The following is a 19639-nucleotide window of genomic DNA, read 5'->3' on the forward strand; positions in this document are numbered from 1 at the left end:
GCCCGGAAGGTTCGGCCCGGAAGACGAAGTCGTCTGTCGGCGCGAGCCGACGAAAAGGGACGGCAGCCGCACGGACCGCAACGGTGCGCAGGGCTGCCGCCAGACTTTGTCTCCGGCAGAACGGAATGCACGTCGTGGATCTGAGCGCGGCCAATCGAAAAGGCCTCAGTCTCTTCGCCCTGATCATGATCGGGCTGGGGTCCATTTTCGGCTCCGGCTGGCTCTTCGGAGCCGGTCAGGCGGCGCGGGTCGCGGGGCCGGCCGCGCTGGTCGCCTGGGTGATCGGTGCGGTCTTCATCGGCATGATCGCCATGTCGTACGCGGAGGTCGGCGCCGCCTACCCGCTGCCCGGCGCGATGGCCCGCTTCGGCTCCATCTCGCACGGCCCGGTGCTCGGCTTCATCACGGGCTGGGCCGTGTGGATCGCGACCGCCTCGCTGATCCCGATCGAGGCCATCGCGGGCACCCAGTACATGTCCTCGTGGAGCTTCGGCTGGGCCCGGGGCCTGGTCTCCGGCGGTCACCTCACCGGCACCGGTGTCGCGACGGCCCTCTTCCTGACCGTCGCCCTATGGCTCGCCTGCTACTGGTCCGTCGAACTGCTGGCACGCGCCAACAACCTGCTGACCCTGGTCAAGTTCGCCATCCCGGTCCTCGCCGTCGGCGCGCTCATCGCCTCCGGCTTCCACACGGACAACTTCACCGCGCACGGCGGCTTCGCCCCCAACGGCTGGTCCGCCGTGCTCACCGCCGTCACCGCCTCCGGCGTCGTGTTCGCCTTCAACGGCTTCCAGGCCGTCGTCAACCTCGGCGGCAACGCCAAGAACCCCGGCCGCGCCATCCCGCTCGCCCTCGTCGGCGCGCTCTCCCTCGGCCTGGTCATCTACCTCGCCCTGCAGGTCGCCTTCCTCGGCGCCGTCCCGCCCGAGAAGCTCGCCGAGGCCGGCGGCTGGAGCGGCATCGACTTCGCCTCGCCCTTCGCCGACCTCGCCAAGCTGCTGATGCTGCACTGGGTCGTCACCATGCTCCAGTTCGGCGCCTTCATCTCGCCCAACGGCGCCAACATCGGCAACGTCGCCTCCTCCGCCTACCTGGCGCAGAACCTCGCCGACACCGGCTTCTTCCCCAAGAAGATCGCCGAGGTGCACCCCCGCTACGGCGTCGCCCGCCCCGCCATGTGGCTCAACCTGGGCTTCTCCGTCCTGCTGCTGCTGACCATCGGCCACAGCTGGGAGGCCCTGGCCAGCGTCGTCTCCGCCGCGATGGTCGTCTCCTACCTCATGGGCCCCATCGCGGTCGGCGTCTTCCGGAAGACCAAGCCCGAGCTGCCGCGCCCCTTCCGGCTCCCCGCCGCCCGGGTCCTCTGCCCGCTGATCTTCGCCTTCGCGGCCTGCGCCCTGTACTGGTCGAAGTGGCCCAACACCGGCAAGGTCACCCTGCTCACCCTGGTCTCGGTCCCCATCGCCGCGGTCGTGCTGCGCCGCCGGGGCGAGAACCTGCGCCGCCAGTTCGCGCCCGCCTGGTGGATGGTCGGCTTCCTGCTGTGGCTGTCCCTGCTGTCGGCCCTCGGCAGCCCCGACTTCGGCGGCCACGGCGTGATCCCGGGCGGCCTCGACACGGCTCTGGTCGGGGTCTCGGCCCTGGGCTTCTACTTCTGGGCGGTGCGCGCGGGCGTCCAGGCCCACCGAGCGGGCCTGCCGGGGCCCGACCCGGTGCTCTCCGGTGCGGGCGCCGGGCCCGCCGCCGTCCCGGCGCAGGAGCGCGAGCGCGAGACGGCCGCCGCCGCTTCGTAGGCCTCCCTGCCGTTGCGGCGGGGCGACTCGCTTCGGCCGCAACGCCGGCCCGCCGCGTGCGGCCCGGGCCGGCGAGTCCCGTCCGTACGGCGAAGGCCGGTTCCCCTGTTACGGGGAACCGGCCTTCGCCGTACTCCGGGTGCGCCGAGCGCAGGCGTCACTTCTTGGCGGCCGCCCGCTGCTGCACGTACCCGATCACGGCCAGGGCCGTTGCCAGGCCGCCGGTCGAGTACAGCTGCACCCGGGTGTCGTCCTCCAGCAGCATGAGGACCAGGGCCCCCGCGACCCCGGCCAGCGTCAGCCAGGTCAGGTACGGGAAGGCCCACATCCGCACCACCAGCTTGCCGGGCTCCTCGCGCTCCAGCCGGCGGCGCAGCACCAGCTGGGAGGCGGCGATGAAGCCCCACACCACCAGCACGACGCCGCCGACCATGTTCAGGAGCCAGGCGAAGACCGTGGTGGGGTACCAGTACGACAGGAGCACGGCGAAGAAGCCGAAGGCGGACGAGGCGAGCACCGCGCGGCGCGGCACCCCGCCGGAGACCTTGCCCAGCGCCTTGGGCCCCTGCCCGCGGGAGACCAGCGAGTAGGCCATGCGCGAGGAGCCGTAGATGTTGGCGTTCATCGCCGACAGCAGGGCGACCAGGACGACGACGTTCATGATCTGCCCGCCGCCGGGGACGCCGAGGCGGTCGAGCACGGCCGCGTACGGGCCGCTCTCCGTGACGGACTCGTCGTTCCACGGGATCAGCGTGACGATCATCAGCATCGAGCCGACGTAGACGATGCCGATCCGCCACATCGTCGTCTTCACGGCCCGGGCGACGCCGCGCACCGGGTCCTTCGCCTCGGCGGCGGCGATGGTGACCGTCTCCAGGCCGCCGTAGGCGGCGAGCGAGGCCAGCAGGCCGATCAGCAGGCCGTTCACGCCCGTGGGCAGGAAGCCGCCGTCGTGCAGGAGGTGGGCGGCGCCGGGGGAGTCGTTGCCCGGCAGGACGCCGAGGACGGCGAGCGCGCCCAGGATCAGGAAGAGCGCGATGGCGCCGATCTTCAGGGCGGCGAACCAGAACTCGAACTCGCCGAAGTTCGAGACCGCGGCCAGGTTGCTGCCGCAGAACAGCGCCATGAAGACCAGGACCCACATCCACGACGGGGTGCCGGGGAGCCAGCCCTGCACGATGTGGGCCGCGCCGATCGCCTCGATCGCCACGCCCACCACCAGCAGGGTCCAGAACATCCAGCCCGCGGTGAAGCCGGCCCACGGGCCGATCGCCCGGTCGGCGTGGACGGAGAAGGAACCGGAGGCGGGGTTGGCGGCGGACATCTCGCCGAGCATCCGCATCACGAACATCACGAGCAGGCCGGACGCGGCGTACGCGAGCACGATCGACGGACCGGCGGCGGCGATGCCGGCGCCGGAGCCCACGAAGAGGCCCGCGCCGATGACGCCGCCGAGGGCGATCATCGAGAGGTGCCGCTGCTTGAGCCCGTTCGAGAGCGGCGACCCCTGCTGCGGGGCGCCCTCCGTGGTCGGGGGAGAGGTGGTGTCTGTCCGGCTCATGGTCGTGCCTGTCCATTATGCGAGATCGGGATGTTCGAGTATGGGCAGGCGGGTGGAGATCCGGTTAACTCGTCCGTTATCCGGACAGTCCCCTCACCGAGGGTGATCGTTTCGAAGCAGTCCATCCGAGGACGGTACAAGGCGGCACGGCGGATATTCCGTGGCGGCGGCCGGGCGACCGTGATTAGGGTGCCCGTCATGGTTCCAGGCACACTCTTCCGCTGACGCTCTCAGGGGGCCGCCCTTCCGGGCGCGCCCCGCACCGGTGACCGCAATCGCACCTCCTTCACCGAGAGACGAGCCTTCAGCATGCCTTCTTCCCGGCCTTCTCAGCCTGCCCGGCCTTCCCAGCCTTCTCAGCCCCACCCGTCCGCCGACTGCGACCAGTTCGCCCGCCGGCTGCGGGAACTCACCACCACGCTCGGCACCCTCGACCCGGACGCACCGCTCGACGACCTGGAGCCCCTGCGCGACCTCATCGGCGACGCCCGCGTCGTCGGCATCGGCGAGAACTCGCACTTCATCCACGAGTTCGGCCTCGTCCGCCGACGCCTCCTGCGGTTCCTCGTCGAGCGCTGCGGCTTCACCGTCCTCGCCTTCGAGTACGGACTCAGCGAAGCCGTCGCCCTCGACGACTGGGTCCGCGGCGCCGGGCCGGACGACGACCTCGAACGGATCACCACGGCGGCCCTGCCCATGGGCATCCAGGAGCCGCTGCGCGCGCTGCGCCTGCACAACCGCGGCGCGGCCCGGCCCGTGGGCTTCGCCGGCGTCGACATCCCGTCCGCGGGCGGATCGCTGCTGCCCGCGCTGCTCCCGGTCGCCGCCCACCTCCGCGAGGCCGACCCCGAGGCGCTGCCGCTCGCCCGGACCGCCATCGGGCTCGCCGAGCGGTTCGCCGGGGAGTCCGCGGCCGCCGCCGCGCCCGCCTGGGCGCGCCTGGACGCCACCGAGCAGGACACCCTCACGGCCGCCCTCGCCCGCCTCCTCATCCGCTTCCGCGCCACCGAACCCCTGCAGGTCGCCCGCACCGGCCGGCACGCGTACGACGTCGCCCTCCGGCGGCTGGAAGCGGCGTGCCAGGGCGACTACACCGTCCGCGCCATGGCCGCCCTCTTCGCCGGCTCCGGCCTCACCGCCGACGCCTCCGCCCGGGACGCCTACATGGCCGGCTCCGTCCTGTGGCACCTGGAGCGTGCCGAACCCGGCGCGCGCGTCGTGCTGATGGCGCACAACGCCCACCTGCAGAGGGAGCCCGTCCGCTGCGACGGGTACCCGGCCGCCCTGCCGATGGGCCAGTACCTCCACCGGGCCCTGGGTGACGGCTACTTCGCCCTCGGGGTGACGAGCATCGGCGGCCGCACCGCGGAGATGCGCCTGGACGAGGGCGCCCGGTTCGGCTTCACCGTGGACGACACGGCGCTGGAACCGCCCGAGCAGGGGAGCATCGAGGCCGCCTTCGCCGCCGCGGGCCTCGGCCGGACCCCCGCCCTGGCCGGCCTGCGGGCCGCACGCGGGTGCGACGGCGGCGGCCCCGACCGGATCCGGCTGCAGAGCTCGTACCTGCAAGCCCCGGTGGCCGAGGCCTACGACGGGACGCTCTGCGTACCGTCCTCCAGGGTCGCCGACGGCATCGACATCTGACGCCCGTACCTGACGCCTGTATCCGACACCTGCATCGGATGCCCGCATCCGGTGCCCGCGGGGACCGGGCGGGCTGCCTGCCCGGTCCCTCTCAGTGGTTCAGCCGCGTCGCCACGTGCGTGCTCTCCTCGATGTCCACACCCGCCTTGTCGAGCAGCTGCTCGGACAGGTCGCGCAGCGCGCGTGCCGCCGCGACCTCCTCGCCGACGCGCTGCTGGGAGGGGTCGGCAGGATTGCGGTTGGTCACCCCGACCGCCGTGAAGTCCGAGCCGTCGTGCATGTGCAGCCGCACCGCCGCCTGGGTCAGTGCGCCCGCCTCGCGGAACTCCATGTCGATGGGGCTCTCGACGATCTTCTCCGTGGTCATCACACACCTCCGGGATCCGCCACTGCCGCCCTGTTGCGCTCCAGCAGGTCGATCACTTCCTCGTCCGGGGTCTGGGAGAAGTCCTGGTACCACTCGCCGACCGCGAAGAAGACGGACGGAGTGCTGAGGCAGACCAGCTCGTCCACCTCCGCACGGAGCGCCTCCGCCGCGTCCGGCGCCGCCACCGGCTCGGCCAGCACCACCCGGGCCGCCTCCTGGGCCCGTACGACCCGGCAGGCGGCCGACGCCGTGGCGCCGGTCGCGACGCCGTCGTCGACCACGATCGCGGTGCGGCCCTTCAGGGGGATGCGCTCGCGGCCGCCGCGGAACCGCTCGGCCTGGCGGGCGAGGTTGGCCTCCTCGCGCTGCTGCACCTCGGCGAGGTCGTCCTCCTCCACACGGCTCATCCGGACGATGTCGCTGTGCACGACCCGCACCCCGCCCTCGCCGATCGCGCCGAACCCCAGCTCCTCGTGGAAGGGCACCCCAAGCTTGCGCACGAGCACCACGTCCATGGGGGCGCCGAGCGCCCGGGCGACCTCGTAGGCAACGGGGACTCCGCCCCGCGGCAGGCCCAGGACGACGGGACGCTCGGCGCGCAGGTGACCCAGCCGCTCGGCCAGGCGCCGGCCGGCGTCCACGCGGTCACGGAATCTCATGATCCACCTCTTCTCCCGGGGGCGGCGCTCCGGAGAACGAGGGAAGCCATACCTCCAATATGGTCAGATTCCGGCCGATCGTCCACGTCAGGGCACGGGTACCGGGGGACGGGCGCCGGGGGCATGGGACTCAGGGCACGAGCTTCAGGGCACGAGCCTCAGGACTCGCCACCCGCCTCCAGTGCGGCCCGGAGCCGCGCCGCCACCTCCGCAGCCTCCTCGTCGGAGGCGTAGCGTCCCCGCGGCCAGAAGAAGCCCCGCAGCCCGTCCTTGCGGTTGCGCGGCACGACGTGCACGTGGAAGTGCGGCACCGACTGGCTCACCCGGTTGTTCGCGGCCACGAACGACCCCGCGGCCCCCATCCCGCGCTCCACGGCCGCCGCGATCCGCTGCACCCGGGCGAAGAACGGCCCCACCTCGTCGGCGGAGAGGTCGGTGAGCGTCTCGGCGTGCCGCCGGGGCACCACCAGCACGTGGCCGGGGAAGAGCGGCCGGGCGTCCAGGAAGGCGACCGCCGTGCCGTCCTCGAAGACCCGGTGCCCGGCCGAGCCGTCCGCGGCGATCTCACAGAAGATGCAGGCAGCCTCGTCCATGTGCTCCAGTCAACCGCAGCCGCCCCGTCCCCGCCCCGTCCCCGCCCCGTCCCCGCCCCGGCCCGGCCCACACCCGGCCGGGCCCGCCACGCCGCCGATCCGGCGTTCCTCGCCGGCCGCCCGTGACGCGTCCGGGCGGCCGGGGCAGGGTTCACCCATGCCTCTCCACGTCGGAACCTCGGGCTGGCAGTACAAGGACTGGCGCGGCGTCCTCTACCCGGACGGCTGCCCGCAGCGGCTGTGGCTGGAGGAGTACGCGCGGCGGTTCGCGACGGTCGAGAACAACAACGCCTTCTACCGGCTGCCGCCGCCCGGGACCTTCGCCGGCTGGCACGACCGCACGCCCGGGGACTTCGTCATGGCCGTCAAGGCGAGCCGCTACCTGACCCACATCAAGCGGCTGCGCGAGCCGGAGGAGCCGGTCGCGCGGCTGATGCGGCACGCCGCCGGGCTGGGCGACCGGCTGGGCCCCGTCCTCCTCCAGCTGCCGCCCACCCTGCAGGCCGACCCGGCGCTCCTGGACACCGCGCTCGGCTGCTTCCCCGGCGGCGTCCGCGTCGCCGTCGAGCCCCGCCACGACTCCTGGTGGACCGACGAGGTGCGCGCCGTCCTGCGCAGCCACGGCGCCGCCCTCTGCTGGGCCGACCACGGCTCCCGGCCCGTCACCCCGCTGTGGCGCACCGCGCCTTGGGGGTACGTGCGCTTCCACAGCGGACGCGCCCGGCCCTGGCCGCGCTACGGCCGGACGGCGCTCGCGAGCTGGGCCGGCCGCATCGCCGACACCTGGCCCGACCGCGCCCACGTCTACGCCTACTTCAACAACGACCCCGGCGGGGCGGCCGTCCACGACGCCGTCGTGTTCGCCCGCGCAGCGGCCAAGCTCGGGCGCAAGGTGAGCCGTACGCCGGAAACGCGCGCCTGAGCCCGCACCGGTGCGCCGGCCGGTGCGCCGGGTGTCTCCCGGACGGCCGCGGAACCGGGAACGCCGGACGCACCTGTCTCGTCCCAGCCGGTGTGGCCCGAAATTGCGCACGGCCCGGTGTGCCGTGCGTACGGGGAAGGGGGCGCACGGCGTGGACGGCGAACAGCAGCGACACCCGTTACTGGCCGGCCGGTACCGGCTTATCGACCAGCTGGGCAGCGGCGGCATGGGCGTCGTCTGGCGCGCGGTCGACGAACTCCTCGACCGGGAGGTCGCCGCCAAGGAGGTCCGGGCCCCCGACCACATGAGCGACCAGGACGTCCGCACCCTCTACGCGCGCCTGAAGCAGGAGGCCCGGGCCGCCGCCCGCATCAGCCACCCCAACGTCATCACGGTCCACGACGTGGTCGAGCAGGAGGGCCGTCCCTGGATCGTCATGGAGTTCGTCCGCGGCCGGTCGCTCGCCGAGATCCTGCAGCACGAAGGCGTGCTCAGCCCCAAGGAGGCCGCCAAGGTCGGCTCCATGGTCCTGCAGGCGCTGCGCAGCGCGCACTCGTCCGGCGTCCTGCACCGCGACGTCAAGCCCGCCAACGTCCTGCTGGAGCCCGGCGGCCGCGTCGTCCTGACCGACTTCGGCATCGCCCTGGTGGAGGGCTCCGGCACCCTCACCCGCACCGGCGACCTCATCGGCTCCCCCGACTACCTGGCGCCCGAACGCGCCCTGGGGGAACGGCCCGGCACCCCCTCGGACCTGTGGTCCCTGGGTGCCACGCTGTACTCGGCCGTCGAAGGCGTCTCGCCCTTCCGCCGTCCGTCGGCGATCGGCACCCTGCAGGCCGTCGTCCAGGACGACCTTCCGACGCCGCGGCGCGCCGGACCGCTCACCCCGCTCCTCGAAGGCCTCCTCCGCAAGGACCCGCAGACGCGCATGGGTTCGACCGAGGCACTGCGCCTGCTGGACGCCGTCGCCGCCGGCCAGATGCTCACCCAGCCCGACTGGGGAAGGCCCGAGCCGACCGGATACGTTCCGACCGCGATCGCCGCTCCCACACCCACACCGCTGCCGCCGCCCGCTCCCGGGCCCGCCACCGGCTCCGGCTCCGGTCGTGCGGCCCCGCTGTACGGCGCTCCGGTCGCGTCGGGGACGCCGCCGCCTCCCGGCGCGCCAGGAGGGCCCGGAGCGCCGACGAGCACGTCGGGCGCGGTCGCCGGGGGCCCGGCCGGGCCGGCCGTCGCCGGGTACCCGTTCCGCGGGGCGTACGGGTATCCGATGGCCGCGCAGGGGGCGGTGCAGACCCCTTATCCGGCACCCGACCGGGCCTCCGTTCCCGTGCCCCTGCCCAGCCCGCCGCCGCGACGCGGCTGGCCCGTCTACCTGGGACCGCTGCTGGCGCTGCTCCTCATCGCGGGCGGCACCGTCGCCGGGGTGCTGGCCGCGGGCGGGCCGGGGGACACCGGGGAGCAGCCGGGCGGTGGTTCCACGGGCACCGCGCAACCCGCGGACTCGCAGACACCGGACGACGCGCAGAACTCCAGCCCGCAGCCCGGCCCGTCGGACCAAGCCACCGGCGATCCCACCTACCCCACCACCGAGCCGACGAAGAACCCGGGCAGTACGTGCAACGGGGGCTGGGTGACGAAGTGCGCAACGCGGTGAGGAGCAGTGCGCTGCGGAAACTGCGCTGAGGAAAAGCGCGTGTTGAGGACAACGACGGAGAAACCAAGGGCCGGCTTTCGGGGGATGCATATGCGGCTGGTAATCAATCCGTTCCGGGAAGCGCAACGGAAATCGTCCGACCGGCGCCGGTGTCAGCGCCGGCACCGCCGCAAGGCCGTCGCCCTCCTCGCCGTGCCCGCGCTGATCGCCGGCGCGAGCCTGGCCGGGTGCGGTTCGTCGGGGAAGAAGTCCGTCCAACTCGTCCTGGAAGCCGTCGGGGAGGCGGGCGCGTTCCCGTTCACCGACCACCCGGACACCGACCTGCGGGGCGTCACCGCCGCCGCCCGCGGCGGCGGTGCGCGGGCGGGCGACGCACGGGGCGCGTTCGGTGGGATCCAGGGCCGGACCCGCTGCGACAAGGCGTCGCTGATCAAGCAGCTCACCGACGACCCCGACAAGGCCAGGGCGTGGGCCGCGGTGAAGGACATCGACGAGGGCAGGATCGGCGAGTACATCAACGGCCTCACGGAGACGGCCCTGGAGTACGACACGCTCGTCAGGAACCACGACTTCCGGGACGGGGAGGCCAGCGAGTACCTGTCGGTGCTGCAGAAGGGCGTGCTCGTCCTCGTGGACGACTACACGTCGCCCGCCGTCAAGTGCAACTGCGGCAACCCGCTCCTGGAGCCGGACAGTGACGTGGACGTGAAGGCGGCGAGTTACACGGGGACCCGCTGGGAGACGTTCACCGCCACGGAGGTGACCGTCATCAAGGCCCGTACGAAGGAACAGGGTCCGGTGAAGCAGATCCCCCTCGTCGATCCCTTCCAGGGCGACAAGGCCTTCGACCGCGGCGTGGGCAGCGACGGGAGCAAGGACAGCAAGGTCTTCCACTGGGATCCGCCGAAGACGCCCCAGAGCTCTCCGGGCGCGGCGGAGTCCTCGGGCTCCCGGGGCTCCCAGGGCCCGGGCCGCGGGGGAACGTCCTCGGGGTCGTCCTCGGACAAGTCCTCGTCACCGCCGGACGATTCGTCCGGCCCCGGCTCGTCCGGCCCCGGCTCGTCGGGTCCCGGTTCATCCGCCCCCGGCTCGTCCGGCTCCGGCGATCCGTCGGGCGGGGTCTCCGCGCAGGGCGTGCCGCCGGTCACGAAGCCCCCTGCGGCGACGGGGCCGAGCAGGTCGTCGAAGCCGAAGGAGCCCTCGTCCGGCTCCTCGCACACGACGCCGCCTCGTACGACGACGCCGCATGCGACCGCCCCGGCGACGACGAAGCCGGCCGCACCGCCCACCACGCACAAACCGGTGGTGCCGCCCTCGACCCACGAGCCGGTGGCACCCACCGCGACCCACAAGCCGGTGGCGTCGACCGCCGAGCGGCCTGTGGCGCCGACCGCCGAGAAGCCCGTTGCGCCGACGGCCGGAAGGCCCGTGGCGCCGACGGAGAAACCGGTCGCTCCGACCGCGGCGAAGCCCGATCCGCCGCCCCCGCCGAAGACCCACGCGCCGCCCCCGCCCGCCACGCACGCCCCGCCCCCGCCCACCCATGAGCACCCTCCGGCCACCCATGAGCACCCGCCCGCCGAGCCGCCCCGGGCGACCGGCTCGCCCTGAACCCGCGCACCCCTCGGGGCCGTACATCCCCAATCCCGGCCAAGCAGGGACAAACGGCCGTCGCGATACGTTGTCCCTGCAAGCAAGAGGCCGTCCAAGGGGTGAGCATGGGGATGCTGAAGGGTGCCAACGTCCGGATTCCGGCGCCGGCGGTGCGAGTCGAGCTGGGCTGGAGCACGGCCCCCGGGGCGCCGGACGTCGACGCCTCCGCCCTGCTGCTCACGGGCGGCAGAGTCCGCTCGGACGCGGACTTCGTCTTCTACAACCAGGCCGTGCACCCCTCGGGCGCCGTCCGCCACGAGGGCAAGCGGCCGTCCGGCGCCGGCACGACGACCGACACCCTCGCCGTGGACCTCGCCGCGGTCGAGCCGTCCGTCGAGACCGTGGTGCTGGCCGCCTCCGCCGACGGCGGCCCCTTCGGCCGGGTGCCGGGGCTGTACATCCGCGTCGTGGACGCGGCCGGCGGCGCGGAGCTCGCGCGCTTCGACAGCACGGATGCCACGACCGAGACGGCGTTCGTCCTCGGCGAGCTCTACCGCCGCCAGGGCGAGTGGAAGTTCCGGGCGGTGGGCCAGGGCTACAGCAGCGGCCTGGAAGGCCTGGCGACCGACTACGGCATCACCGTGGACGAGCCGCAGCCGGCCCCCGCCCAGCCGCCCGTCCAGGCCCCGGTCCACGCCCCCGCACCGGTCCCGGCCGCCGCCATACCGGCGCCGCCCGTCCAGGCCCCCGCGGCGCCGCCCGTGCCGCCGGTCGCCCCGCCCCCGCCCGCCGCCCCGCCGGCGCCGCAGCCGGTGCGCCTGACGAAGGTCACGCTCACCAAGGAGGCGCCCACCGTCTCCCTCACCAAGCAGGGCGGCACGTCCGGGGCGCTGCGCGTCAACCTCAACTGGGAGGTGCGCAAGTCGTTCAAGGGCTGGGGCCACAAGTTCGGCAAGGCCATGGCCATGCACGCCGACCTGGACCTCGACCTCGGCTGCCTCTTCGAGCTGCGCGACGGCTCCAAGGGTGTGGTGCAGGCCCTGGGCAACTCCTTCGGCTCCCTGCACCGGCCGCCGTTCATCCACCTCGACGGCGACGACCGTACGGGCGCGGTGGAGTCCGGCGAGAACCTCACGGTCAACCTGGACCACATCGACGACTTCCGGCGCATCCTCGTCTTCGTGACGATCTACGAGGGCGCCCGGAGCTTCGCCGGCCTGCACGCCACGGTCACGCTGCAGCCGCAGCACGGCGCGCCCGTCGACTTCTCGCTCGACGAGTGCACCGTGCTCTCCAACGTCTGCGCGCTGGCCCTCATCACCAACAACGGCGGCGACCTCGTCGTCCAGCGCGAGGCCCGCTACCTGGTGCCCGACCGCGGCGTCAGCCCGCAGCGCACGCTCGACCGCGCGTACGGCTGGGGCATGAACTGGACGCCGGGCCGCAAGTGACCGGCCGGGCGGCTCAGGGCGCGGCCTCGGGGCGGGCGTACGTCCGCCCCTTCCAGGCCGCGCCCCGGCCCCGGTAGTGCTGGACGGCCGAGTCGACGGTCATCAGCAGGTAGAGCAGGGCCGTGACGGGCAGCAGCGGTGCCAGCAGGAGCGGCTGCCGGTAGTAGCGCAGCATCGGCGCGTACGTCCCGGCCATGATCGCCCAGGCGGCGGCCCCGGCGGCCAGGAGGGCGGTCTCCCCGGTCAGGGCGCCCGTCACCACGGCCACCGGCGGCACCAGGTAGACCACCGCCAGCCCGGCGACCGTCCCGGCCAGGACCAGCGGGTTGTGGCGCAGCTGGGCGTACGCGCTGCGCGAGACCATCCGCCACAGCGGGCCCAGGCCCGGGTACGGCCGGACGCTGTCCACGCGGTCCGCGAGGCCCAGCCAGATCCGGCCGCCCGTGCGCCGCACGGCCCGGGCGAGCGTCACGTCGTCGATCACCGCCTGCCGGATGCTGCCGGGCACGCCCGCCCGCTCGGCCGCCTCCCGCCGCAGGAGGACGCAGCCGCCCGCCGCGGCCGTGGTTCGCGCGCCCGGCCGGTTGATCCGGCGGAACGGGTAAAGCTGCGCGAAGAAGTAGACGAAGGCGGGCACGATCAGCCGCTCCCAGGCGGTCGCCACGCGCAGCCGGGCCATCTGCGAGACGAGGTCGAGGCCGCCCGCCTCGGCCGCCGAGACGAGCTCGCGCAGGCTGTCCGGCTCGTGCGCGATGTCGGCGTCGGTGAGGAGCAGGTACGTGGCGTCGGTGCGGGCGCGGGCGAGCGCCATGCCGTGCCGCACGGCCCAGAGCTTGCCCGTCCAGCCCGGCTCGGGCTCTCCGGGGGAGTCGACGGTCAGCGGCAGGCCGCCGCGCTCGGCCGCCAGGGCCCGGGCCAGCTCCCCGGTGCCGTCGGAGCTGCCGTCGTCCACCAGGAAGACCTCCGCCCGCCCCGGGTAGTCCTGGGCCAGCAGGGACGGCAGGCTCGACGGCAGGACCGCCGCCTCGTCCCGGGCGGGTACGACGATCGCCACCGGCGGCCATTGCGCGGGCGGCGTGCGCTCGGGCAGCCGCACGTCCGTGCGCCAGAAGAAGCCCTGGCCCAGCAGCAGCCACAGCCACGCGGCCAGGGAACCCACAGTGATCCAAGTCAGCGCGCTCACCCCTCGCAGTCTGCCGCACGAGGGCCGCGCATCTGCGCGAATTCGCAGGAAGCGGGGGCGGGAGGCGCGAGGCACGCGTCCTGCCGGGCCCCCTGTTTCCGCCCATCGATTAGAGTGACCGGGTGAAGATCGCGCTCATGGACTCCGGCAACGGGCTGCTCGCGGCGGCCGCCGCCGTGCAACGGCTGCGACCGGACGCCGATCTGGTCCTCTCCTCCGACCCCGACGGCATGCCGTGGGGGCCCCGTACCCCCGAGGACATCATCGCGCACGCCCTGGCCTGTGCCCGGTCCGCGGCCGAGCTCGCCCCCGACGCGCTGATCGTCGCCTGCAACACCGCGTCCGTGCACGCCCTCGCGGCGATAAGGGCGGAGCTGGAGCCGGGGATCCCGGTGATCGGCACCGTGCCCGCGATCAAGCCCGCGGCGGCCGCCGGCGGTCCCGTCGCCATCTGGGCCACCCCGGGTACCACCGGCAGCCCCTACCAGCGGGGTCTGATCCGGGACTTCGCGGCCGGCGTCGAGGTCACGGAGGTGCCCTGCCCCGGTCTCGCCGACGCCGTCCAGTACGCCGACTCGGCCGCCGTGGACGCCGCGGTCGCCGCCGCAGCCGCCCTCACGCCCCGCAATGTAAGGAGCGTCGTCCTGGGCTGCACCCATTACGAGCTGGTCGCGGAGCGTATCCGCGCGGCGGTTGAGCCCCGGCTGTCGCCGGCGGTGCCGCGCCTGGCCCTCTACGGCTCGGCCGAGGCCGTGGCCGCCCAGACGCTGCGCCGCATCGGTGCCGCCCCGGCCCCCGACGCCGAGCCGTCCGGGCGCCTGACGGTGCTGCTCAGCGGCCGTGAGGGCACCATCGACCCGGCCTCCCTCACCTACCCCGAGGGCCGCGCCCTCGTCGAGGCCGCCGCCGTCCGCCCCTGAGGCCCCCGCCGTCCCCTTCCGGCCACCCGATCCGGTGCGGTCCGCGCAGCACCCCTGCCGTGGTGGCGGAAGGTGAGTAGGCTGCCTCGTATGAGGGACCATTCCACGGGCCCGCAGGGCCACGAGGGCGACGAGAAGACAGGCGCGGCCGGACCCCCTTCCCCGGCCGACGGCGCCGCGGACCTCGCCGTCTGGACGGGACGCGCGACCAACCGCGTCCAGTGGCTGCTCGCCGCGGCCGGCGCCGCCTGCCTGGCACTCGGCGTCGAACTGGCCGTCGACAGCGCATGGACCTCGGGCCTGGCCCCTCTCGTCATGGCGGTCGTCGGCTGCGTCGCGGCCGGGCTCCTGATGCTCTACGGCACCCTCGCGTTCGTCCACGTGGCCGTACGGGTCGACACGGAGGTGCTGGAGGTGCGCTGCGGGCACATCGGCGTCCCGCGCACCCGCATCCCGCTCGCCCAGGTGGTCGGCGCGGACTTCGACCCGCGCGTCACCCCGCGCCAGTGGGGCGGCTGGGGCTATCGCTGGCGGCCCGAGAAGGGCACCGCCGTCGTCGTGCGCCGGGGCGAGGGCTTCGTCCTGCGCCTGGGCGACGGCCGTACGTTCACGGTCACCGTCGACGACGCGGAATCCGCCGTACGGGTGATCCGCCAGGCCCTGCGGCTCGCCCCGGGCCGTAAGGCTCCCGCCTGACCTGGGCTTTTCCCGCCGCCCCTGCGGCCACCTGGGTGAACGCCGGACCTCCGCGGACCACTAGGCTCCTGCCCATGCCCACCCCCGATTTCATCCGAGACCTCCGCGCGACCGCGGGCAACCAGCTCCTGTGGATCCCCGGCGTGAGCGCCGTCGTCCTCGACGCCGAGGGCCGCGTGCTGCTCGGCCGCCGCTCGGACAGCGGCCAGTGGGCGATCATCGGCGGCATCCCCGACCCCGGCGAGCAGCCGGCCTCCGCCATCGTGCGCGAGGTGTACGAGGAGACCGCCGTCCACTGCGTGGCGGAGCGCGTCCTGGTGGTCGAGGCGCTCGCCCCCGTCACCTACCCCAACGGCGATGTCTGCCAGTTCATGGACACCTGTTTCCTGTGCCGGGCCGTGGGCGGCGAGGCGTGCGTCAACGACGACGAGTCCCTGGAGGTCGGCTGGTTCGAACCGGACGCCCTTCCGCCCATGCAGGAGTTCGCGGTCCGGCGTATCAAGCACGCCCTGGAGGGCGGCTCCACGTGGTTCGAGGGCATCGGGGACAACTGACCGCCGCACACCCCGCACAGGCCCTCCACCTCCGCACATAGACGGCCACGACTGCCTCCGGGGGCAGCCATCGACGCCGCCTATGGCTGCCTATAGTGGCGCGCATGGAACTGCGCCACCTCCGCTATCTGCTCGCCGTCGCCGAGCATGCGAACTTCACCCGCGCCGCGGAGGCCCTGCACATCTCGCAGCCGACGCTGTCACAGCAGGTCAAGCAGCTGGAGCGGGCCCTGCGGGTCCAGCTGCTCGACCGCTCCGGGCGCACCGTTCGCCTCACCGACGCGGGCGAGGCGTTCACGCGCTACGCCCGGCGCGCCCTGCAGGACCTCGCGGCCGGGGAGCGCGCCGTGCTGGACGTGCAGGACCTCTCGCGCGGCACCTTGCGGCTGGCCGTGACCCCGACGTTCACCGCGTACCTGATCGGGCCTCTGGTCGCGGACTTCCACGCCCGGTACGGCGGGATCACCCTGGACCTCCGCGAGATGGCGCAGGACCGCATCGAACCCGCCCTCCTCGCCGACGAGCTGGACCTCGGCATCGCCTTCAGCAGGGAGCACCTGCCGGGGATCGCCGGCACCGGCCTGTTCACCGAGACCCTCGGCCTCGTCGTCGGCCCCGGTCACCCCTGCGCGGGCCGCAGCACGGCGCTCCCGGCCGGCGAGCTGGCCGCCCATCCGCTGGCCCTGCTCAGCGGCGACTTCGCGACCCGCCGGCACATCGACGCCTACCTCGCCGGGCACGGCGTCACACCGCGCATCTCCGTCGAGGCCAACTCCATCAACGCGCTCACCGAGATCGTCGGGCGGAGCGCGCTCGCCACCGTGCTGCCCGACGCCATCACCCGCGGCACCGCGCACCTGCACCCCGTACCGCTCGACCCGCCGCTGCCCGCGCGCACCGTCACGCTGCTGCGCCGCGAGGCCGGCTACCGGAGCGCTGCCGCACGGGCCTTCACGGCTCTTGCCCGGCGCTGGGCGCCGGAGCAGGCCGGCCCTCCGGGGAGCGGGGATCCTCGGAGCGCGGCTCCGGAGTGAGGACGGCGCGGCGCCTGCGGCCGCGCAGCACTTCGAGGGCGACCGGCAGCAGGGACACGGCGACGACCGCGCCCACGAGGGGCAGCAGGTAGCGGTCCACGTTCGGTACGGCGGAGCCCAGTGCGTAACCGCCGAGGACGAGCCCCACCGTCCACACCAGGCCGCCGGCCACCTGCCAGAGCGCGAAGGTGCGGGGCGCGACGCCCAGCGCCCCGGCGAGGGGGTTGAGGACGGTGCGCACCACGGGGACGAAGCGGGCCAGCACGATGGCGCGGGCGTGTCCGTAGCGGCCGAGCAGCTCCTCGGCGCGCTCGGCGCCCTCGTGGAGCTTGCGGCTGCGGGAGCGGGTGAGGAGGGCCCGGCCGCCGCGCCGCCCGAGGACGTAGCCGGCCTGGGCGCCGGCGAGGGCGCCGGCCACGGACGCGGCCAGGACCTGCGCGAGGTCCAGGTGCGGCCCGGAGTGGGCGCCGCTGCGGGCCAGCAGGCCCGCGGTGAACAGCAGGGAGTCGCCGGGCAGGAAGAAGCCGATCAGCAGGCCGGTCTCGGCGAACATCACCACGGCGATGCCGAGCGCTCCGAAGGCGGAGAGCAGCGAGGAGGCGTCGAGCGGGTTGACCGCCAGGGCGGCGGCGGACTGGGCGGGCACGAGGCATGGCCTCCCGGGATCGGTGACGGGGCGGGCGGGCCCCGCCGCCTGCGGCCCTGCAGACGGCGGACGAGACTGTAGACGATGCGCCGGGCCGTTACGGGCGCATGCCGCTCGCCCGGGCGATGGCGTCGACCTCGCGCCGGTCGTCGTCGCCGGCGGCCGCGCCGCCCGGGGGCCCGGAGCCCGCGGGGGAGCCGTGGGTGCCCATCACGACGCGCATGCCGTGCGGTCCGAGGAACCCGGCGAGTCTGGTGAGGACCCGGCCGAACTCAGGTGTGAGCAACTCTTTTTCGCGTGGGGAGAAGGGAATGTCGACCCCGCTCTCCCGGTGCACGATCGCCTCGTTGAAGCCCTTCAGGATCCGCAGCAGCAGTGCGTAGGACTCGGGGTCGAGGGTCGTCTGGAGCTCGGCCAGGCAGAGCGCGAACTGCTTGGTGCGCTCCAAGAAGTTCCGGTCGTTCATAGGGACATCGTCGCGAAGCGGCCCGCGGCCCGTGGGACTTTCGGCATCTTCGGACCGGCTGTGGTCTGAAGAATGGATTCGGCGGAGAATCCGTGTTCTCTTTACGGGAATTCAGTCGCGGTTTTCACCCTCCCGGGGGAACGCCGATCGGCCCGTCGGCTCCGTGCGCCCGGACCCCGCGGCGGCGGCCGCATCGCACGGGGCGCCGCCCGGGGTGTGCGGTGCGCCGCGGCGTGAACGCAAAAACGGGGCACGAGAGTTCCAGCTCTCGAAGAGAGAGCCGGACGCAATTCCCTTGTGCCGGTTTACTCCAGGAGTCGCCGATGCCCGGAATCTCACCCTGTTGGTAAGAGGTCGGCTTTGCTAACGTATCCGCTGAGTACCCTTCCGAGCGCGGCCGGTGGCTGCCGGGCAGAGTCGACCCATTCGCCGGGGAACCCTGGCCCCTGAGCGGGGCCGGGGCCCAAGATGTCCCCTCGCTCGGGCTGACTGCAGGGACGCGCATGAGAACTCTTCGGGCGGTCCGCGAGTGCCCTCTCGCATTGCGATTGCTATTCATCAACCAGTGCGGCATCGATGCCGGTTTCTATCTGCTGATTCCCTTTCTGGCAACCTATATCGGGCATGATCTCGGAATGTCGGCGGCCGTCGTCGGACTGGTCCTCGGAGTGCGCAACCTCAGCCAGCAGGGCATGTACATCATCGGCGGCACCGCGGCCGACCGGCTCGGCCCGCGGGTGGTCATCATCGCCGGGTGCGCCCTGCGGACCGTGGGTTTCACGCTCTTCTCGTTCGGCAACTCGCTGCCCCTGCTGCTCGCCGCCTCGGGAATCAGCGGACTCGCCGCCGCGCTCTTCTACCCGGCCGTGCGCTCGTACGTCTCGCACGAGTCGGGCGAGCGCAAGGCCGAGGCGTTCGCCCTGCTCAACGTCTTCGCCACCATCGGCTCGCTCGTCGGGCTGCTCGTCGGCAGCGTGCTCTACCTGACCGACTTCCGGATCTGCGCCCTCACGGCGGCCGGGCTCTTCGCCGCGCTGACCATCGCCCAGGCGTTCGCGCTCCCGGCGCGCGAGGTCACCTCCGGCCACGAGCCCATCGTGCGGGAGCTGCGGGAAGTGCTCGCCAACCGCCGTTTCCTGTGCTTCGCCTTCGCCACCACCGGCATGTTCGTCATGGAGAACCAGCTGTACATGCTGCTGCCCGACGGGGCGCAGCAGGTGTCGGGCTGGGGCGGCGCCGAAGCGTTGCTGCTGAGCGCCGGGGCGGTCGCCAACCTGCTGTTCCAGTTCCGGATCACCCGGAGCCTGGAGGAGCGCGGGGGCGGCATGCGCTGGGTCGGGGCCGGCATCGCCGTCATAGGGCTCGGCTTCGTGCCGCCGCTGCTGGTGTGCGACGCGGCGCCGCCGCGGAGCGTCGGAGAGGTGGTCCCGCGGCTCCTGGTCATGGTCTCCGCGTCGCTGCTGCTGTACCTGGGCGGCATGGTCGCCTATCCGCCGGTCCTGGGGCTGATCCCGCGGTTCGGCAGCGAGCGGCTGACCGGTACGTATTTCGGACTGTTCTACGTGCTCTCCGGGGCGACGGCGGCCGGCGGGAACGCCGTGATCGGCTGGGTGATGGACGTCGGCGAGCGCACCGGCCGGGCCTGGCTGCCGTGGGTGTCCTGCCTGTTCTTCGGACTGGCGTCGGGGAGCGCCGTGGCCTGGCTGTACCGGACACGGGTGCTGCCGTGCCCGTATCCGGGTGCGGGCACGGCAGCGGAGGCCGCCGCGGCGGACGGCGTGCCGGGCGCGGTGCCCGACCGGGCGCGGCTGCTGCCCGGCCAGCCGCGCGTCACGGACGAGGCGGCCGACCGCCGCCGGGGGTGACGCCCGGTGCACGCCTGCCCGGAGCGCACGGCCTC

Annotated in this window: 17 protein-coding genes and 1 pseudogene; 11 read left to right on the forward strand and 7 right to left on the reverse strand. The window is 73.6% G+C overall.

Annotated features, from left to right (window positions below):
- The first annotated feature begins 134 nt into the window (after nt 1-134).
- Nucleotides 135-1793: an APC family permease gene (locus ACFZCD_RS21280; RefSeq protein ID WP_391833046.1), complete on the forward strand. Its 1659-nt coding sequence runs from the start codon at nt 135-137 to the stop codon at nt 1791-1793.
- Between the two features lie 157 nt (nt 1794-1950).
- Here the strand turns inward: ACFZCD_RS21280 and ACFZCD_RS21285 are convergent, their stop codons facing one another.
- Nucleotides 1951-3354 carry an amino acid permease gene (locus tag ACFZCD_RS21285; protein ID WP_391833048.1) on the reverse strand — a complete coding sequence of 468 codons (1404 nt, stop codon included), beginning with the start codon at nt 3352-3354 and terminating at the stop codon, nt 1951-1953.
- Nucleotides 3355-3663: 309 nt separating this feature from the next.
- Here ACFZCD_RS21285 and ACFZCD_RS21290 point away from each other — a divergent pair, with 309 nt between their 5' ends.
- The gene (locus tag ACFZCD_RS21290) at nt 3664-4998 is read left to right on the forward strand and encodes an erythromycin esterase family protein (protein WP_391833050.1); all 1335 of its coding nucleotides are present in this window, start codon (nt 3664-3666) and stop codon (nt 4996-4998) included.
- A gap of 91 nt (nt 4999-5089) precedes the next feature.
- Here ACFZCD_RS21290 and ACFZCD_RS21295 read toward each other — a convergent pair whose 3' ends face one another.
- The 3 genes and pseudogenes from ACFZCD_RS21295 to ACFZCD_RS21305 form a co-directional block, all read right to left on the reverse strand.
- Nucleotides 5090-5365 (reverse strand): DUF1876 domain-containing protein, encoded by a 276-nt coding sequence (locus tag ACFZCD_RS21295; RefSeq protein ID WP_391833052.1) that lies wholly within the window; start codon nt 5363-5365, stop codon nt 5090-5092.
- Between the two features lie 35 nt (nt 5366-5400).
- Nucleotides 5401-6024 (reverse strand): annotated as a pseudogene (locus tag ACFZCD_RS21300) (phosphoribosyltransferase); the annotation flags it as partial.
- A 158-nt stretch (nt 6025-6182) separates the two neighbouring features.
- Nucleotides 6183-6617 (reverse strand): HIT family protein, encoded by a 435-nt coding sequence (locus ACFZCD_RS21305; RefSeq protein ID WP_391833054.1) that lies wholly within the window; start codon nt 6615-6617, stop codon nt 6183-6185.
- Between the two features lie 157 nt (nt 6618-6774).
- On the opposite strand from ACFZCD_RS21305, the gene ACFZCD_RS21310 reads away from it, so the two are divergent.
- The 4 genes from ACFZCD_RS21310 (at nt 6775) to ACFZCD_RS21325 (ending at nt 12240) form a co-directional block, all read left to right on the forward strand.
- The gene (locus tag ACFZCD_RS21310) at nt 6775-7539 is read left to right on the forward strand and encodes a DUF72 domain-containing protein (protein WP_391833056.1); all 765 of its coding nucleotides are present in this window, start codon (nt 6775-6777) and stop codon (nt 7537-7539) included.
- 151 nt (nt 7540-7690) lie between these two features.
- Entirely contained in the window at nt 7691-9196 is a 1506-nt protein-coding gene (locus ACFZCD_RS21315; protein WP_391833058.1) for a serine/threonine-protein kinase, read from the forward strand.
- A 192-nt stretch (nt 9197-9388) separates the two neighbouring features.
- Nucleotides 9389-10807, forward strand: coding sequence for a DUF6777 domain-containing protein (locus ACFZCD_RS21320; RefSeq protein ID WP_391833060.1), 1419 nt, complete (start codon nt 9389-9391; stop codon nt 10805-10807).
- Nucleotides 10808-10914: 107 nt separating this feature from the next.
- Nucleotides 10915-12240 carry a TerD family protein gene (locus ACFZCD_RS21325; protein WP_391833062.1) on the forward strand — a complete coding sequence of 442 codons (1326 nt, stop codon included), beginning with the start codon at nt 10915-10917 and terminating at the stop codon, nt 12238-12240.
- A 13-nt stretch (nt 12241-12253) separates the two neighbouring features.
- Here the strand turns inward: ACFZCD_RS21325 and ACFZCD_RS21330 are convergent, their stop codons facing one another.
- Nucleotides 12254-13414 carry a glycosyltransferase gene (locus ACFZCD_RS21330; protein ID WP_391833150.1) on the reverse strand — a complete coding sequence of 387 codons (1161 nt, stop codon included), beginning with the start codon at nt 13412-13414 and terminating at the stop codon, nt 12254-12256.
- A 131-nt stretch (nt 13415-13545) separates the two neighbouring features.
- On the opposite strand from ACFZCD_RS21330, the gene ACFZCD_RS21335 reads away from it, so the two are divergent.
- From ACFZCD_RS21335 to cynR, 4 genes are all read left to right on the forward strand, one after another.
- Nucleotides 13546-14343, forward strand: a complete 798-nt coding sequence (locus ACFZCD_RS21335) for a glutamate racemase (protein ID WP_391833064.1) — start codon at nt 13546-13548, stop codon at nt 14341-14343.
- 90 nt (nt 14344-14433) lie between these two features.
- Complete coding sequence (locus tag ACFZCD_RS21340; RefSeq protein ID WP_391833066.1) at nt 14434-15039, forward strand: hypothetical protein; 606 nt, start codon at nt 14434-14436, stop codon at nt 15037-15039.
- Between the two features lie 74 nt (nt 15040-15113).
- Entirely contained in the window at nt 15114-15593 is a 480-nt protein-coding gene (locus ACFZCD_RS21345) for an NUDIX domain-containing protein (protein ID WP_391833068.1), read from the forward strand.
- Between the two features lie 104 nt (nt 15594-15697).
- Complete coding sequence (cynR, locus tag ACFZCD_RS21350) at nt 15698-16627, forward strand: transcriptional regulator CynR (RefSeq protein ID WP_391833070.1); 930 nt, start codon at nt 15698-15700, stop codon at nt 16625-16627.
- Here the strand turns inward: cynR and ACFZCD_RS21355 are convergent.
- Nucleotides 16545-17273: a DedA family protein gene (locus tag ACFZCD_RS21355; RefSeq protein ID WP_391833072.1), complete on the reverse strand. Its 729-nt coding sequence runs from the start codon at nt 17271-17273 to the stop codon at nt 16545-16547. The genes cynR and ACFZCD_RS21355 overlap by 83 nt on opposite strands.
- Before the next feature lie 97 nt (nt 17274-17370).
- The gene (locus ACFZCD_RS21360; protein ID WP_391833074.1) at nt 17371-17739 is read right to left on the reverse strand and encodes a hypothetical protein; all 369 of its coding nucleotides are present in this window, start codon (nt 17737-17739) and stop codon (nt 17371-17373) included.
- Nucleotides 17740-18242: 503 nt separating this feature from the next.
- Here ACFZCD_RS21360 and ACFZCD_RS21365 point away from each other — a divergent pair.
- Nucleotides 18243-19604 (forward strand): MFS transporter, encoded by a 1362-nt coding sequence (locus ACFZCD_RS21365; RefSeq protein WP_391833076.1) that lies wholly within the window; start codon nt 18243-18245, stop codon nt 19602-19604.
- Nucleotides 19605-19639 lie beyond the last annotated feature (35 nt).

Origin of the sequence: Streptomyces sp. NPDC008001 (assembly GCF_042958085.1) — a bacterium.
Lineage (GTDB): Bacteria > Actinomycetota > Actinomycetes > Streptomycetales > Streptomycetaceae > Streptomyces.

What these genes read in the sequence shown, in the direction of transcription:
- ACFZCD_RS21285 (WP_391833048.1), bottom strand. Translation starts at nt 3,354, where the DNA reads ATGAGCCGGACAGACACCACCTCTCCCCCGACCACGGAGGGCGCCCCG.
- ACFZCD_RS21290 (WP_391833050.1), top strand. Translation starts at nt 3,664, where the DNA reads ATGCCTTCTTCCCGGCCTTCTCAGCCTGCCCGGCCTTCCCAGCCTTCT.
- ACFZCD_RS21295 (WP_391833052.1), bottom strand. Translation starts at nt 5,365, where the DNA reads ATGACCACGGAGAAGATCGTCGAGAGCCCCATCGACATGGAGTTCCGC.
- ACFZCD_RS21305 (WP_391833054.1), bottom strand. Translation starts at nt 6,617, where the DNA reads ATGGACGAGGCTGCCTGCATCTTCTGTGAGATCGCCGCGGACGGCTCG.
- ACFZCD_RS21310 (WP_391833056.1), top strand. Translation starts at nt 6,775, where the DNA reads ATGCCTCTCCACGTCGGAACCTCGGGCTGGCAGTACAAGGACTGGCGC.
- ACFZCD_RS21325 (WP_391833062.1), top strand. Translation starts at nt 10,915, where the DNA reads ATGGGGATGCTGAAGGGTGCCAACGTCCGGATTCCGGCGCCGGCGGTG.
- ACFZCD_RS21340 (WP_391833066.1), top strand. Translation starts at nt 14,434, where the DNA reads ATGAGGGACCATTCCACGGGCCCGCAGGGCCACGAGGGCGACGAGAAG.
- ACFZCD_RS21345 (WP_391833068.1), top strand. Translation starts at nt 15,114, where the DNA reads ATGCCCACCCCCGATTTCATCCGAGACCTCCGCGCGACCGCGGGCAAC.
- cynR (WP_391833070.1), top strand. Translation starts at nt 15,698, where the DNA reads ATGGAACTGCGCCACCTCCGCTATCTGCTCGCCGTCGCCGAGCATGCG.
- ACFZCD_RS21360 (WP_391833074.1), bottom strand. Translation starts at nt 17,739, where the DNA reads ATGAACGACCGGAACTTCTTGGAGCGCACCAAGCAGTTCGCGCTCTGC.
- ACFZCD_RS21365 (WP_391833076.1), top strand. Translation starts at nt 18,243, where the DNA reads ATGAGAACTCTTCGGGCGGTCCGCGAGTGCCCTCTCGCATTGCGATTG.